Raw genomic sequence first — 13,518 nt, 5'->3', positions numbered from 1 at the left:
CGCGACGAACCGGCCGGGCCCCGCGCACGGACCGGCAGACCCCGGCGCGACGAACCGGCCAGGCCCCGCGCACGGACCGGCAGACCCCGGCGCGACGAACCGGCCAGGCCCCGCGCACGGACCGGCAGACCCCGGCGCGACGAACCGGCCGGGCCCCGCGCACGGACCGGCAGACCCCCCGACGCGACCAACCCGCCGACGTCCACGCACAGACCGGCAGACCCCCCGCGCGACGACCGGCCAGCCTGGTCGACGCCGCGAACCCCGGGAGGGCTCGTGGAGCGGCCGCGACAAGGCAGCCGCGACAGGGCAGCCGCGACAAGGCAGCCCTGATGTCGCAAACGATTCAGCTCCAAAGGCAGCGACCAGCGCACGTCGGGCTCCTGCCGACCGCTGATCAACCCAGCAACAGTGGTGCGGATTCCGTTGCAGGCACTACGCCTCTGCGCTAAATCCGTCGCCAACCGGCCGTGATACCGCCGATAACACTTGCCTCGGAGGTCCAGGCTGTGCGATAACCGTTGGCAGAGCGGCCGGCTTCACCCCTTTGACCGGCCCGACGACCGATGGGGCTGACATGGCCAACGCCACCGACCACCTCTGGATGCACTTCACCCGGATGGCGAGCTACTCCGCCGGTGAGGTGCCGACCATCGTGCGCGGCGAGGGAGCGTACGTGTGGGACGCGCAGGGTCGCCGCTACCTGGACGGGCTCGCCGGGCTCTTCGTGGTCAACGCTGGCCACGGCCGCACCGAGCTGGCCGAGGCCGCCGCCAAGCAGGCCGGCGAGCTGGCGTACTTCCCGCTCTGGTCGTACGCCCACCCGAAGGCCATCGAGCTTGCCGAGAGGATCGCCGCGCTCACCCCCGGCGACCTCAACCGGATCTTCTTCACCACCGGCGGCTCGGAGGCCGTCGAGGCGGCGTGGAAGCTGGCCCGCGCGTACTTCAAGCGCACCGGGCAGCCCAACAAGTACAAGGTGATCAGCCGCTACATCGCCTACCACGGCACCTCCATGGGTGCCCTGTCGATCACCGGCCTGCCCGGCATCAAGAGCGACTTCGAGCCACTGGTGCCGGGCGCGATCAAGGTGCCGAACACGAACTTCTACCGGGCGCCCGAGCACGGTGACGACCCCGAGGCGTTCGGCCGGTGGGCCGCCGACGAGATCGGTCGGGCCATCGAGCGGGAAGGGCCGGACACGGTCGCCGCGGTCTTCCTTGAGCCGGTGCAGAACTCCGGCGGGTGCTTCCCACCGCCGCCGGGTTACTTCCAGCGGGTACGGGAGATCTGCGACGCGTACGACGTGCTGCTCGTCTCGGACGAGGTGATCTGCTCGTGGGGGCGGTTGGGTGAGTACTTCGGCGCGGTGCGCTACGGATACCAGCCGGACATCATTACCACCGCCAAGGGCATCACTTCCGGCTACGCCCCGCTCGGCGCGATGATCGCCAGCGACCGGCTGATGGAACCCTTCCTCACCGAGACCGGCATGTTCGCCCACGGCGTGACCTTCGGTGGGCACCCGGTCTCCTGCGCGGTGGCCCTGGCCAACCTGGAGGTGTTCGCCCGAGAGGACCTGGTCGGACACGTACGCGCCAACGAGGACGCCTTCCGGGCCACCCTGGAGAAGCTGCACGACCTGCCGATCGTCGGCGACGTCCGCGGCGACGGCTACTTCTACGGCATTGAACTGGTCAAGGACAAGACCACCCGGGAGACCTTCACCGAGGCCGAATCGGAGCGCCTGCTGCGCGGCTTCCTCTCGACAGCCCTGTTCCAGGCGGGCCTCTACTGCCGGGCCGACGACCGGGGCGACCCGGTCATCCAGCTGGCCCCACCCCTGATCGCCGAGCAGCAGCACTTCGACGAGATCGAGCAGATCCTCCGCACAGTCCTAACCCAAGCCTGGAGCCGCCTCTAACCGGCCGGGCCCCCTGTTGATCAAGAGGTATGCGTCAGGAACGCGCCGAATGGTGACCGAAACCTCTTGATCAACGCGGGAATGCCCCACCGCACGGCGAACGACCCGCAAGATCGCGCTCGAACATGGAAAGAGTGGGGTCCGGACGTCGTGAGGCCACTACAACCAGGATCGACTGTGATCTTGGGCCAGGGGGTGCCGTGTGGGGCACCCTGGCGGGTCAGTGGTTGGGGGGGATCACTCGGAGGTGGCCTCGGCGGCCGGTCTGGTGGGGGTTCTCGGGACGGTTCTGGTCCGGCTCCGGGGGGCGGGGGGCCGGGCGGGCGGCTTCGCGGACCGCTTCGGCCAGCGCGACCAGGTCGTCCGTGGTGGGCGGCGGCGGCTCGAACTCGCCCTCGTGGCGGACGACGTCCCAGCCCCGCGGCGCGGTCAGGCTGCGGGCGTGCGGCTCGCAGAGGTCGTACGTGTGCGGCTCGGCGAACGCCGCCAGCGGCCCCACCACCGCTGTCGACTCGTTGTAGACATAGGTCAATGTGGCGACCGCTTGCCGGGGGCAGCCGTTACGGGAGCAGCGCCGTGGTGACCTCACGTGCGGCAGGGTATCTCCATTACCGGGTCCGGCGCATCGCTTCGCGTTGCGACACGCCCGTCATGGTGATCACAGTCGACCGTCCTGGGCGCGCCGCGCCACTGGAGCGGCGCTGCCGCTGACCAGCCCGGGACGGGCGCTACCCTTTGCCTCATGACGAGCCCGGAACACCGCCGCACCGGCCCCGGCCGGCGTGCGCATCGTGACCGGCACGGGCGCGGCCTGCGCGGACGGCTGGTTCCGGCCACCGTGCCGCTGGCGCGGACCAAGGCCGAGGTCTTCGACGACCTGGTCCTGGACACCGTCGAGACGCTGGAGCGTCGGTTCGCCAAGGAGCTGGCCGGGGTCGAGTTCGCGGTCGAGGATGTCCCGCCGGACCTGAACGTCTACGACTCGGACGTACTGGAGGATGGCGAGGTCCCGCTGGCCCGGCTGCTGCCCGGCCGCCCGGGCCGGCAGGAGGTGCCGCCGCGGATCGTGCTGTACCGGCGGCCCCTGGAGTTCCGGGCGATGGACCGTGAGGACCTCGCCGATCTCGTCCATGACGTGATCATCGAACAGGTGGCGAACCTTCTCGGGGTGGACCCGGACGAGCTCGCCTGAGCCAACCTCCGGGCGGAGAGTCGGGCGGCCCCCACCGCCTCGACCTCACACCGCTCAGGCAGTCCCCCGCCCAGACCTCGAACCGTTCAGGCCGCCCCCCGCGCAGACCTGCACCGCCCAGACCTGAACCGCTCAGGCCGCCCGCCGCTTCAACTTGCGCCGCTCCCGCTCGGAGAGCCCACCCCAGATGCCGAACCGCTCGTCGTGACCCAGTGCGTATTCGAGGCACTCGGTCTTGACCTCGCAACGCGAGCAGATCCGCTTCGCCTCGCGGGTCGAGCCGCCCTTCTCGGGAAAGAACGCCTCGGGGTCGGTCTGCGAGCACAACGCCCGCTCCTGCCACTCCGGCGCGTTTCCGAGCAGGTCGGCCACCTCAAGCTGGCCGTCCATCAAATGCCTCCTTGTCGCGCACCGGCGTCATCGCCGCTGCAACCCCCCACGCGAAAGGCGTGCTTGTCCGTCCGGTCCCGTTTTGTTGCGTTCCGCGCGAACAACCCCATTCAAATTACACGCGTGTAATGCGTGCGCCGTCAAGCCAAACTTGATAATGGAGTCGCCCTCCCGACACCCTCGGCCGGCCACTCGGGCCGTCCAGCCTCGCAACCTGCCCTATCGATTCAGACCCCGGCCGAGTAACGCCCTCTCCGGCGAGTTGCCCGACTTTTCTGCCGTGGCGCTTCTCCGACGAGTCGCCGATCGGATGGCACCAGAGACCTCCACCCCTAAGCTGATCTTGGTGGGGGACAGGTTAACGCGGTGCGGCGCAGACCGCCCGTCGAGCTGCGGACAGCACTCGTGCCCCGTCCACAATGTGGACGGGGCACGGTGGTGAAAGCGATGCTCCGGGGTCAGCCGGCGGCCCCGAAACCGCTGCTGGGCCAGGCAAACTCGGCTATCTCTCCACCATGGACAGAGATTGTGCCGGCGGGCGTACGATCGTCCCACCAGACGGTATAAATTCCGCTCGGCAGATCGGGATAGACCGCACTGTGGAACGAACCGTCCCGCACCCGACGCTCACGCACCGCCGAGTGGACCCGCCGGTCCTCGTCGCGACTGATCTCGATCTCCCGGCCGTGCAGATCCCGACCCGTGTAGACGATCAGGGCGCCGGTGTCGCCGCCCAGATCGAGGATGACGGTCCCGGTCTCCGACGGCCCGTACGCGTGCTCGTGCATCCAGTTCGCCCTTCGCCCGATCAGGACGCCGCCGACGGGTTGTTGAACCCGTCGTACGGCGTACCCAGGTAGGGGAAGTTTCCGAGGAACGGCGCTGTCACGTCGGCGGCGCTCAGCCCCGGGGTGACGGCGGCGGCCGCCGCGTCCGGTTGGAACGTCTTGTCCACCAGCGGGACGGTGACCCCGGCGATGGCCCGCAACGCGATGCTGACCACGTCGTCGCCGACCCGACGCCCGTTCGGGAACCCGGCCAGGTCGCCACCGAGCACCCCGAACCGGTCCGGACGCCTGGTGGGCGGGATCGCCGTGTTCAGTCGCAGCATGTCGGCCTGCACCTCGCCGGTGCTGTTGGTGAAGCCGTCGATCAGCCCGGCCGGCACGCCGGTGAGCAGGATCGCCACCAGGTCGGCCCGCGCCTTCTTCGCCTTGGTGAGCTTGTCCAGGTTGGGAAAGACGTCCGGGTAGAGCGCCGGCAGCAACGCGGCCAGCTCCGGCTGCTCGACGAACTGGGCGAACCGTTTGTCCTCCGACGGTGGCAGCGAATTCCACAGGTCCTTCTTGGACATCGGCACGATGACCTCGTTGAACAGTGGATTGCCCAACCGCGATACCTGGGTGAACGGGCCGGTGCTGGTGTCCGCCCCGCCCCGGTCGCCGAGCACCCGCACCTGCCGACGCGACGCCGACGTCCACACCCCGATCACCGACGCCCGATCCGCGGCACCGTACCGGTTGGCGCGCCGACGCACCCGCTCCAGCGGCACCTGCACCGCGATGCTGTGCACGTTCATCCGGTCGGTGGCGTTCACCGGCTCGCCCTCGGCCTTGAAGATCTTCTTCCCGGCGACGTGCAGTTGCTGGAACGGCCGCAGCGTGCCGAGGTCGAAGATCGCCCCAAGGTCGACGAAGAACCCGTCGGCGCGTTGCCCGGCGAAGACCCGCTCCCCAGTGGAGAGCGAGTAGGTGGCCTGCCGCACCAGGTCGGCGTACTTCGGGGTGGACAGCGGGCCGACGTTGCACGGCGGACACTGCAGCTTGTGCGCCAGCCGGTGCTCGCGGCCGTCGGCCACCCGGGTCAGGCTGTAGAACTGCCGCCGGTTCCAGGTCTTGCTGTCGAGCGAATCGATCGGGCCGGTGTTGTAGAGAAAACTGTTCGGGTTCGTGATCTCGGTGGTGAATTCGAACCGGTAGGTGACGTCCGGACGACCGTCACCGTCGTTGTCGATATGGATCTCGTAGCGCACGTCGTCGCCGAACTCGAAGAAGTTCGGGCCCCCGGAGGGGAGTTGCAACGGCACGTAGTTGGCGATCAACGTGACCGTGTCGCGTTTGTCGGGGCTGACGAACGCGTACAGGTCGGAGCTGTCGGCTACCGGATCCTTGGCTATCTCCGGGGCCTCGCGGTGGGAAGACATGACGGACCAACCTCACTGGGCGGGGACAGGATGGCGGGGCGGAGGGGTCGGGTCAGCGCCGGGCGGCGCGCCGCAGCCGGTCCGCCAGGCCGCGGTCGCGTACCTCGATGCGCCTCTCACCGACGAAGACGTCCATCGTTCCCGAGTCGGCGTCACGCAGATGAACGACGATCGGCTCGTCGGCTCGACCGGCCGAGCCCGGGGCGTTCTGCGCGGCCGACAGGCCCGGCACTGTGAGCGCGGCGGCGCCGAGGGTGGCGCTGGCCGCGGCGGTCAACGTCTGCCGGCGGGTCAGTCGCGGCCACTGCCGCTTCCGCTGATCACTGGTCATGGGCAACCTTTCCGGCGGTGGCGCGAGCGCGCCCGCGGAGACGGACGGGTCCGGTGCCGTCACGCGACGCCGCCGGGCCCCTGAGGGGACACCGGCGGCGGTCCTCGCCGCGACCGCCACCGGCATCGCGTGGTACGGCCGGTGGCGGGGAAAGGTTCGACGTCAGGGCCGGGCGTGACCGTACGCAGTCGACCGCTTGCGCGCCGGACGTCCGGCGGCCTTCGCGATGGCCCGCAACTGCTCCTCGGTACGCGCCGAACCGTTGTCGGAGCCGGCCATCCGGGAGATGGTCTCCTCCATCAGCGTGCCGCCGAGGTCGTTGCAGCCGCCCTGGAGCATCGCGACGGTGCCCTCGTCGCCGAGCTTCACCCAGGAGCACTGGACGTTGTCGATCCGACCGTGCAGCAGCAGCCGGGACATGGCGTGCACCACCCGGTTCTCCCGCCAGGTCGGCCCGGGTCGGGCGATACCCGCCAGATAGATCGGAGCATTCGTGTGCACGAACGGCAGCGCCACGAACTCGGTGAACCCGCCGGTGCGGTCCTGCACCCCGGCCAACACCCGGAAGTGCGCCAGCCACTGCCCGGGGTGGTCGACGTGGCCGTACATCATCGTGGAGCTGGACCGGATGCCCAGCTCGTGGGCGGTGCTGACCACCTCGACCCAGGCGGCGGCCGGAAGTTTGCCCTTGGTCAGCACCCAGCGCACGTCGTCGTCGAGGATCTCGGCGGCGGTGCCCGGGATGGTGTCCAGCCCGGCCTCGCGTAGCTGGAGCAGCCACTCACGGACCGGCACCCCGGCCTTCGCGGCGGCGGTGACGATCTCCATGGGAGAGAACGCGTGCACGTGCATCTCGGGCACCCGGGCCTTGATCGCGCGAACGATGTCGGCGTACCCGGTGACCGGCATCTTCGGGTCAATGCCCCCCTGGAGGCACACCTCGCTGGCGCCGGCCGCCCACGCCTGCTCGGCCCGGTCCGCCACCTGCTCGACGGAGAGCCGGTACGCGTCGGCGTCCCGCTCACGCTGCGCGAACGCACAGAACCGGCAGCCCACGTAACAGACGTTGCTGAAGTTGATGTTGCGGTTGACCACGTAGGTGACGTCGTCGCCGACCGCCGCACGGCGCACGTCGTCGGCGAGGCGGCACAACTCGTCCAGCGCCGGCCCGTCCGCACCGAACAGCGCCAGCGCGGCATCGGTGTGCCCGGGGTCGAGCAGCGCCGCCGGGTCGTCGGCGGCGAGCCGCAGCCCGGCCGCCAGGTCACGGTCCGTGCCGTTCCCGGCCGATGCCACTGGTACGCCCGCCCGGCGGGCTGTCGCCTCCGGGGTGACCTTGCCAGCGACCTCGGACCAGTCGCCGTACACGCTGTCGAAGTCGCCGCGCCGGTCGTCGGTGCGGCCGGTGGTGTCGATCGTGGCGTGCAGGTCGACCCGCCCGCCGAACACCTCCTCCGGCTCCTGCCACGGCCGTCCCTGCGGCATCGCCGACTCGACAGCCATGCCCGTCGCCGCGTCGGCCAGGGCGCCGACGTGCGGCAGCAACCGTGGGTCGAGCCACGGATCACCCGCGCGCACGTACTCGGGGTAGATCGTCAACCGCTCCCGCAACGTGAACCCGGCCAACTCGCTGTGCCGGGCCAGCTCGTCGATCTGCGGCCAGGGGCGCTCCGGGTTGACGTGGTCGGGGGTGAGCGGGGAAACGCCACCCCAGTCGTCGATGCCGGCGCGCAGCAACAGGTCGTACTCGCCGGCGATGAGGTTCGGCGGGGCCTGGATCCGGGCCTTCGGGCCCAGCAGCAACCGGGCCACCGCCACAGTGGCGGCCAGATCGTGCAGCTCCGCGTCCGGCATGCCGCGCATCGCCGTGTCCGGCTTGGCGCGGAAGTTCTGCACGATCACCTCCTGGAGGTGGCCGTACTCCCGGTGGACGCGACGGATCGCGAACAGCGCCTCCACCCGCTCCGCCGGAGTCTCCCCGATGCCGATCAGGATGCCGGTGGTGAACGGCACCCCGACCCGGCCCGCGTCCTCAAGCACCCGCAACCGGACCGCCGGCTCCTTGTCCGGTGAGCCGAAGTGCGGACCACCCGGCTCCGACCAGAGTCGGGTCGCTGTCGTCTCCAGCATCATGCCCATGCTCGGCGCGACCGGCTTCAGCCGTTGCAGCTCCGACCAGGACAGCACCCCAGGGTTGAGGTGCGGCAACAGGCCGGTCTCCTCCAGCACCGCCACCGCACAGGCGCGCAGGTAGTCCAGTGTCGAGTCGTAACCGCGTTCGTCCAACCAGGTCCGAGCCGCCGGCCAGCGTTCCTCCGGTCGGTCACCCAGGGTGAACAGCGCCTCCTTGCAGCCCTGCGCAGCCCCGGCCCGGGCGATCGCGAGGACCTCGTCGCGGTCCAGGAACGGCGCCGGCAGCCGGTGCGGCACCGTCGCGAAGGTGCAGTAGTGGCAGCGGTCCCGGCAGAGCCGGGTCAGCGGAATGAAAACCTTCTTCGAGTACGTGACCACACCCGGCCGCCCGGCGTCCCGCAGCCCGGCGTCGCGGATCCCCCCGGCGAGCCGGAGCAGCTCGTCGAGCGCGTCGCCACGAGCGGACAGCAGCGCGGTGGCCTCATCGACATCCAGCGCCCGCCCGTTCGTAGCCCGGCCCAGGGCCCGCCGCACGCTCGCATCGCTCGGGCCGGAGTGGGTGCGATCAACCATCCACTCACCCTATGCGCAGCCCCACGCCACCCAACCAGTCCCCACCACGCCCGCCCCGAGTGCCGCGCCCCGCCCCGCCACCACGCCCGCACCGCGCACCGCGCGCACCGCGCCGCGCGCGCCCGCGTCGCGCGCCCGCTGCTGCGCCCGTGACGCGCGCCCCGTGACGCGCTCGCGCCCGCACCGTGCCGCGCCCCCTGCCGTGCCCCGCCCTGCCCCGTGCCACGCCCCCGCGCCGTCAACCCGCCCTGGGCGCAGGGTCCCCACCCCACCCCGTGTCGATCAAGGAGTTGTGGTGGGTGACAAAGCGTGTTGTGTGGCACAAATCTGGCACCACAACTCCATGATCGACGGACCTGGAGCGCCTGCGGCTCGCGATCTTGCAGTTTGTGTCCCCACTTAGGGGACATCTCGCTCGTTCCGACTACCGAAAGTGCAAGATCGCTGCGGTTTTCGGGTCAGCGGGGCTGGTCGGGGTGGTCGTTGGGCTTGATGTATTGGGTGCGGTCGGTGTCCGGGTCGGCCGGGTGGGAGATGACCTCGGTCGGGTCGGCGGACTGGCGCGGGATCGCCTGAGTGGGGTCGGCCGACGGCGGCTGCCCGAACGGCGGCGGCGCAGCCGGGGACGGCGGCGCCGACTGGGGGGCGGGGTTCGCCGGCGGCGCGGACTGCGGAGCCTGGAACGGCGGCGCGGACTGCGGGTGCGGCGGCGCGGACTGCGGGAACGGCGGGGCCGACTGCGGGGCCTGGAACGGGGGCGACTGTTGGCCGTACTGGCCGGCCTGCGGATAACCGCCGGGCTGACCGGCCTGCGGGTAACCACCAGGCTGACCGGCCTGCGGGTAACCACCAGGCTGACCGGGAGCGGGCCATCCGCCCTGCGGCTGACCGCCGGGCTGCCCCGGGGCCGGCCAACCGCCCTGCTGCTGCGGCCAGCCCGGCTGGGGCTGGCCGTAGACGCCCGGCTGCGGCTTGGCTCGCGGCACGTAGTAGTGGGCACGCCAGATGGTGTAGACGACCCAGGCGGCGATCGCGAAGATCACCATCCAGGCGAACCGGGTGAGCACACCGAGCAGCGCGTCGAGCACCTCTGCCTCGGCCAGCCGGCCCACCGTCCAGATCAGCATTGTCAGCGTGCCGAACAGGGCGCTGACCGCGTACTCGACGACAGCTGCCTGTGTGATCAGCTTCGCCTTCGCCAACACGGGCGAGATGTGCGTGGCCAACAGCACCGCCAGCAGCGGGAGGCCCACCGCCTCCACCCCGACGAACGCGTAGAAGGCGCTGCCCGCGCGGTCGGTGAAGGAGCTGTAGTCGTTCGGGGCGATGAGCCGGAGCAGGCCCACGAAGAGGAACACGGCGTTGGCGCCAAGCAGCACGAGCGCGGCGAGCTCCCGCAGTGGCTTGGTCAGCTGGCGGGCCTGCGTCGCGTCGGCGGACGCGGGCTCGGCGGGGCTGGTCACGAGCTCCCCCTCGGGGCATCAACGGACAGGGCGCACGTGAGCCTAGTCTCCCGGGCCACCCACGGATCGGAGGCGTCACGTGCGCGAGGATGGTCGACATGCGCATCGTGGTTCTGGCTGGCGGCATCGGCGGCGCCCGGTTCCTGCTCGGCGTCCGGGCGTACGCCCGTGACGTCGGCGCGGAGGTGACCGCCGTTGTCAACGTCGGCGACGACCTGTGGTTACACGGGTTGAAGATCTGCCCCGACCTGGACAGCGTCATGTACACGCTCGGCGGGGGCGCCGACCCGGAGCGGGGCTGGGGTCGGGTCGGCGAGAGCTGGACTGTCAAACAGGAGTTGGCCGCGTACGGGGCGGAGCCGACCTGGTTCGGCCTCGGCGACAAGGACATCGCCACCCATCTGGTCCGCAGCACCATGCTCAACGGCGGTTACCCGTTGAGCGCGGTCACCGAGGCGCTGGCCAGCCGCTGGGAGCCGGGCGTACGCCTGTTGCCGGCGACGGACGACCGCCTGGAGACCCATGCCGTGGTGGAGGACGACCAGGGTCAGCGGGCGATCCATTTCCAGGAGTGGTGGGTGCGGTACCGGGCCGACATCCGCACGCACCGTTTCGTGTTCGTGGGCGCGGAGACGGCGAAGCCGGCCCCCGGGGTGCTGGACGCGATCGCGTCGGCCGATCTGGTGCTGGTCGCGCCGAGTAACCCGGTGGTGAGCGTCGCGCCGGTGCTGGCCGTGCCGGGGCTGCGTGCGGCGGTGGCGGACGGCCCGGCGCCGGTGGTGGGTGTCTCCCCGATCATCGGCGGCGCGCCGGTGCGGGGGATGGCCGACCGTTGCCTGGCGGTGCTCGGTACGGAGTGCAGCGCGGCGGGGGTGGGTCGGCTCTACGGCGGCCGGGCGAGCGGCGGCCTGCTCGACGGTTGGCTGGTGGCCGAGGAGGACGCGGGCACTGTGGTGCCCGAGGTGACGGTCCGCGCGGTGCCGCTGCGGATGACGGACGAGGCGGCGACGGCGGCAATGGTCCGCGCCGCGGTGGAGTTGACGTGAGGCTGGAAATTCTGCCGGTGCTCGGCATCGGTCACGTGACCGAGGGTGACGATCTGGCTGCGGTGATCGCGACCGCTGCGCCGTGGTTGCGCAACGGCGATGTGCTGGTGGTGACCAGCAAGATCGTTTCCAAGGCGGAGGGGCGGCTCGTCGACGTGCCGGCGGACGGGCCGGAGCGGCTTGCCGCACGGGACGACGTCCTGGCCGGTGAGACCGCCCGGGTGGTCGCCAGTCGGGGGGCGACCCGGATCGTGCAGACCCACCACGGCTTCGTCATGGCGTCGGCGGGGATCGACGCGTCGAACGTGGACAAGACCCAGCTGGTGCTGCTGCCGGTCGACCCGGACGCCTCGGCGCGGGCTCTGCGGGACGCGCTGCGGGAGCGCTACGACCTGGACCTCGCCGTGATCATCAGCGACACGATGGGCCGGCCCTGGCGCAACGGGCTCACCGACGTGGCGCTCGGGGTGGCCGGAATGCCGGCCATCCGTGACCACCGGGGCGAGGTCGACCCGTACGGCAACGAGTTGCAGTTGACCCAGATGGCGGTGGTGGACGAGCTGGCGGGTGCCGGCGAACTGATCAAGGGTAAGTGCGATCAGGTCCCCGTCGCGGTGGTGCGGGGCTACCTGCCGGCCGCCATCCCGGACGACGCCGGTGGCGCGCGGGCGCTGATCCGCGACGCGGCACAGGATCTGTTCTCGCTGGGTACCGCTGAGGCCCACGCCGCGGGGCTCTCCGACGCCGCCACCCTGGCCGACGGTCCCGGCCCGACGCCGGCCGACCTGACCGCTGTGCGGCGGGCGATCGACGCGGTCGCCGGGGTGGTCGCCCCCGGCACGGTCTTCACGCTGGTCGACGAGGCTGAGGTACGCGCCGGTCTGGTCGCCGAGATGCCCGGGTGGCCGGACGGCGCCGACCTGGTGCTCGGCTCGGCCCCGACGCCCGTCGAGCCGATGGGTCTGGTCCGCTTCGGCGCCGACCTGCACCGGCTGCGCGTCGCCCTGGCCGCCCAGGGTGTCGGGTCGACACTGTTGCCGCCACCGCCCGGCAGCCCGGCGAGCGCCGCGCTCGCCCTGTAGATCCACCCTCGGCCGGCACGGATGGCCGGGTCACGCGTCCAGCATGGCCCGGCCCAGCGGGGTCAACGTGTGCAGCACGCTGTTGCGTTCGCGGTGGCTGACCAGCAGACCAGCGTTGCGCAGCACGGTGGCGTGCTGGCTCGCCGCCGCCGGTGAGATGTTGAGCTGGCGGGCGACCTCCCCGGTGGTGCAGCCCTCGTCGCTGGCCTGCAACACCGCCGCCCTGGTGCGGCCCAGCAGCGCGGCGAGTGATTCGCGGGCAGCACCGGAGGCGGCGCTGGGGTCGGCGGAGACCAGCGCGCCCAGCCGGTCCACCGGGTAGACCAGCACCGGTGGCAGCGCCGGGTCGAGCAGTGCGACAGGGGTGGCCGCGCAGAAGAACGACGGCACCAGCAGCAGCCCACGGCCGTCCAGGTGCAGTTCCCGGCTGTGCGGGTAGCTGCGGACCTCCAGCACCCCGCTCTCCCAGCGCATCGTTGGCCGGAGGCTGGTGAGCAGGCCCTCGACGCCGCCGTCGAGCAGCGCCCGCGCCCGCCGGGTGCGGTCCGCCGCGACCGCGGCCTGGATCCGGCTCCAGTACGGACTGATCGCCAGCGACCGGTACTGCTCCATCGACTCGGCCAGGTGGTGCAGCGCCGACACCTCACCCCGGGCGAGCGCGGCCGCCGAGGAGGGCAGCTGGTTCTCGGCGGCCAGCACGCTCAGGTCCCGCTGCAACAACTGGGCGGGGGTACGGCGGAGTGCGTCCAGCCCGGCCTCGAAGCCCTCGACGCTGGCGTACGGGGTGAGGAAGTCGGGGAAGTAGCCACGCGGCGGGTTCAACGCGAAGAGCAGGCGGAGCTGCTCGGAGGCGGAGTCCTGGCGCAGATCCCGGGCCACGCTGCGCCGCCAGTTGGCGGTCAGCGGATCGCGGGTGCGGCCGCGCAGCACGTGCAGGCTGAGGACCAGCTCCCAGACCGGGTCCGCCGCCGGTGCCACCCGGGTCCGGAGGATGTCCTCCCCAGAAAAGTGGATCTTCAGCATGGAGCGCTCCTGTGTCGCCGGCAGGGGGGTGCCGGATGACCGTTCGACTCTACCTGGCCGGCACTAATCTCCATCTTTAAGCCTGGACTGAAAAACCTCGACGCCTCCGGGGCGGGTTCGGCATGCTTCCCATGCCCGAACACGGCGCCGCGCGTCCT

General features: G+C 71.2%; 12 protein-coding genes. 4 read left to right on the top strand and 8 right to left on the bottom strand.

The features are described 5' to 3' along the window. The first annotated feature begins 577 nt into the window (after window positions 1-577). Window positions 578-1,924: an aspartate aminotransferase family protein gene (locus tag AB0B98_RS17390; protein WP_357363708.1), complete on the top strand. Its 1,347-nt coding sequence runs from the start codon at window positions 578-580 to the stop codon at window positions 1,922-1,924. A 220-nt stretch (window positions 1,925-2,144) separates the two neighbouring features. Here the strand turns inward: AB0B98_RS17390 and AB0B98_RS17385 are convergent, their stop codons facing one another. Beyond that, window positions 2,145-2,513, bottom strand: a complete 369-nt coding sequence (locus tag AB0B98_RS17385) for a DUF3499 domain-containing protein (RefSeq protein ID WP_091394110.1) — start codon at window positions 2,511-2,513, stop codon at window positions 2,145-2,147. A gap of 153 nt (window positions 2,514-2,666) precedes the next feature. On the opposite strand from AB0B98_RS17385, the gene AB0B98_RS17380 reads away from it, so the two are divergent. Continuing rightward, window positions 2,667-3,116, top strand: a complete 450-nt coding sequence (locus AB0B98_RS17380) for a metallopeptidase family protein (RefSeq protein WP_238666626.1) — start codon at window positions 2,667-2,669, stop codon at window positions 3,114-3,116. A 132-nt stretch (window positions 3,117-3,248) separates the two neighbouring features. Here the strand turns inward: AB0B98_RS17380 and AB0B98_RS17375 are convergent, their stop codons facing one another. The 6 genes from AB0B98_RS17375 to AB0B98_RS17350 form a co-directional block, all read right to left on the bottom strand. Further along, window positions 3,249-3,506: a WhiB family transcriptional regulator gene (locus AB0B98_RS17375; RefSeq protein WP_007455784.1), complete on the bottom strand. Its 258-nt coding sequence runs from the start codon at window positions 3,504-3,506 to the stop codon at window positions 3,249-3,251. 458 nt (window positions 3,507-3,964) lie between these two features. Then, complete coding sequence (locus AB0B98_RS17370; RefSeq protein WP_357363706.1) at window positions 3,965-4,294, bottom strand: phospholipase; 330 nt, start codon at window positions 4,292-4,294, stop codon at window positions 3,965-3,967. 20 nt (window positions 4,295-4,314) lie between these two features. Beyond that, window positions 4,315-5,709: a DUF4331 domain-containing protein gene (locus AB0B98_RS17365; protein WP_357363705.1), complete on the bottom strand. Its 1,395-nt coding sequence runs from the start codon at window positions 5,707-5,709 to the stop codon at window positions 4,315-4,317. Window positions 5,710-5,761: 52 nt separating this feature from the next. Further along, the gene (locus tag AB0B98_RS17360) at window positions 5,762-6,040 is read right to left on the bottom strand and encodes a hypothetical protein (RefSeq protein WP_357363703.1); all 279 of its coding nucleotides are present in this window, start codon (window positions 6,038-6,040) and stop codon (window positions 5,762-5,764) included. A gap of 162 nt (window positions 6,041-6,202) precedes the next feature. After that, window positions 6,203-8,746 (bottom strand): bifunctional FO biosynthesis protein CofGH, encoded by a 2,544-nt coding sequence (locus AB0B98_RS17355; RefSeq protein WP_357363701.1) that lies wholly within the window; start codon window positions 8,744-8,746, stop codon window positions 6,203-6,205. Between the two features lie 458 nt (window positions 8,747-9,204). Beyond that, on the bottom strand, window positions 9,205-10,209 hold the full coding sequence (locus AB0B98_RS17350) for a hypothetical protein (protein ID WP_357363699.1): 1,005 nt from the start codon (window positions 10,207-10,209) through the stop codon (window positions 9,205-9,207). Between the two features lie 98 nt (window positions 10,210-10,307). Between AB0B98_RS17350 and cofD the strand changes: the two genes are divergently transcribed. After that, window positions 10,308-11,255 carry a 2-phospho-L-lactate transferase gene (gene cofD / locus AB0B98_RS17345; RefSeq protein ID WP_357363697.1) on the top strand — a complete coding sequence of 316 codons (948 nt, stop codon included), beginning with the start codon at window positions 10,308-10,310 and terminating at the stop codon, window positions 11,253-11,255. After that, window positions 11,252-12,337 carry a coenzyme F420-0:L-glutamate ligase gene (locus AB0B98_RS17340; protein ID WP_357363695.1) on the top strand — a complete coding sequence of 362 codons (1,086 nt, stop codon included), beginning with the start codon at window positions 11,252-11,254 and terminating at the stop codon, window positions 12,335-12,337. Before cofD ends, AB0B98_RS17340 begins: the two co-directional genes overlap by 4 nt. Before the next feature lie 30 nt (window positions 12,338-12,367). Here the strand turns inward: AB0B98_RS17340 and AB0B98_RS17335 are convergent, their stop codons facing one another. After that, complete coding sequence (locus AB0B98_RS17335; protein ID WP_238666633.1) at window positions 12,368-13,360, bottom strand: winged helix-turn-helix domain-containing protein; 993 nt, start codon at window positions 13,358-13,360, stop codon at window positions 12,368-12,370. Between the last annotated feature and the right edge of the window lie 158 nt (window positions 13,361-13,518).

The sequence above is a fragment of the Micromonospora sp. NPDC048947 genome (genome assembly GCF_040649495.1).
Taxonomy (GTDB): domain Bacteria; phylum Actinomycetota; class Actinomycetes; order Mycobacteriales; family Micromonosporaceae; genus Micromonospora; species Micromonospora alfalfae.
Note: the sequence above shows the minus strand (reverse complement) of the source record. Positions and strands in the feature narration are given on the sequence as shown.

What these genes read in the sequence shown, in the direction of transcription:
- AB0B98_RS17390 (WP_357363708.1), top strand. Translation starts at nt 578, where the DNA reads ATGGCCAACGCCACCGACCACCTCTGGATGCACTTCACCCGGATGGCG.
- AB0B98_RS17380 (WP_238666626.1), top strand. Translation starts at nt 2,667, where the DNA reads ATGACGAGCCCGGAACACCGCCGCACCGGCCCCGGCCGGCGTGCGCAT.
- AB0B98_RS17375 (WP_007455784.1), bottom strand. Translation starts at nt 3,506, where the DNA reads ATGGACGGCCAGCTTGAGGTGGCCGACCTGCTCGGAAACGCGCCGGAG.
- AB0B98_RS17370 (WP_357363706.1), bottom strand. Translation starts at nt 4,294, where the DNA reads ATGCACGAGCACGCGTACGGGCCGTCGGAGACCGGGACCGTCATCCTC.
- AB0B98_RS17365 (WP_357363705.1), bottom strand. Translation starts at nt 5,709, where the DNA reads ATGTCTTCCCACCGCGAGGCCCCGGAGATAGCCAAGGATCCGGTAGCC.
- AB0B98_RS17360 (WP_357363703.1), bottom strand. Translation starts at nt 6,040, where the DNA reads ATGACCAGTGATCAGCGGAAGCGGCAGTGGCCGCGACTGACCCGCCGG.
- AB0B98_RS17355 (WP_357363701.1), bottom strand. Translation starts at nt 8,746, where the DNA reads ATGGTTGATCGCACCCACTCCGGCCCGAGCGATGCGAGCGTGCGGCGG.
- cofD (WP_357363697.1), top strand. Translation starts at nt 10,308, where the DNA reads ATGCGCATCGTGGTTCTGGCTGGCGGCATCGGCGGCGCCCGGTTCCTG.
- AB0B98_RS17335 (WP_238666633.1), bottom strand. Translation starts at nt 13,360, where the DNA reads ATGCTGAAGATCCACTTTTCTGGGGAGGACATCCTCCGGACCCGGGTG.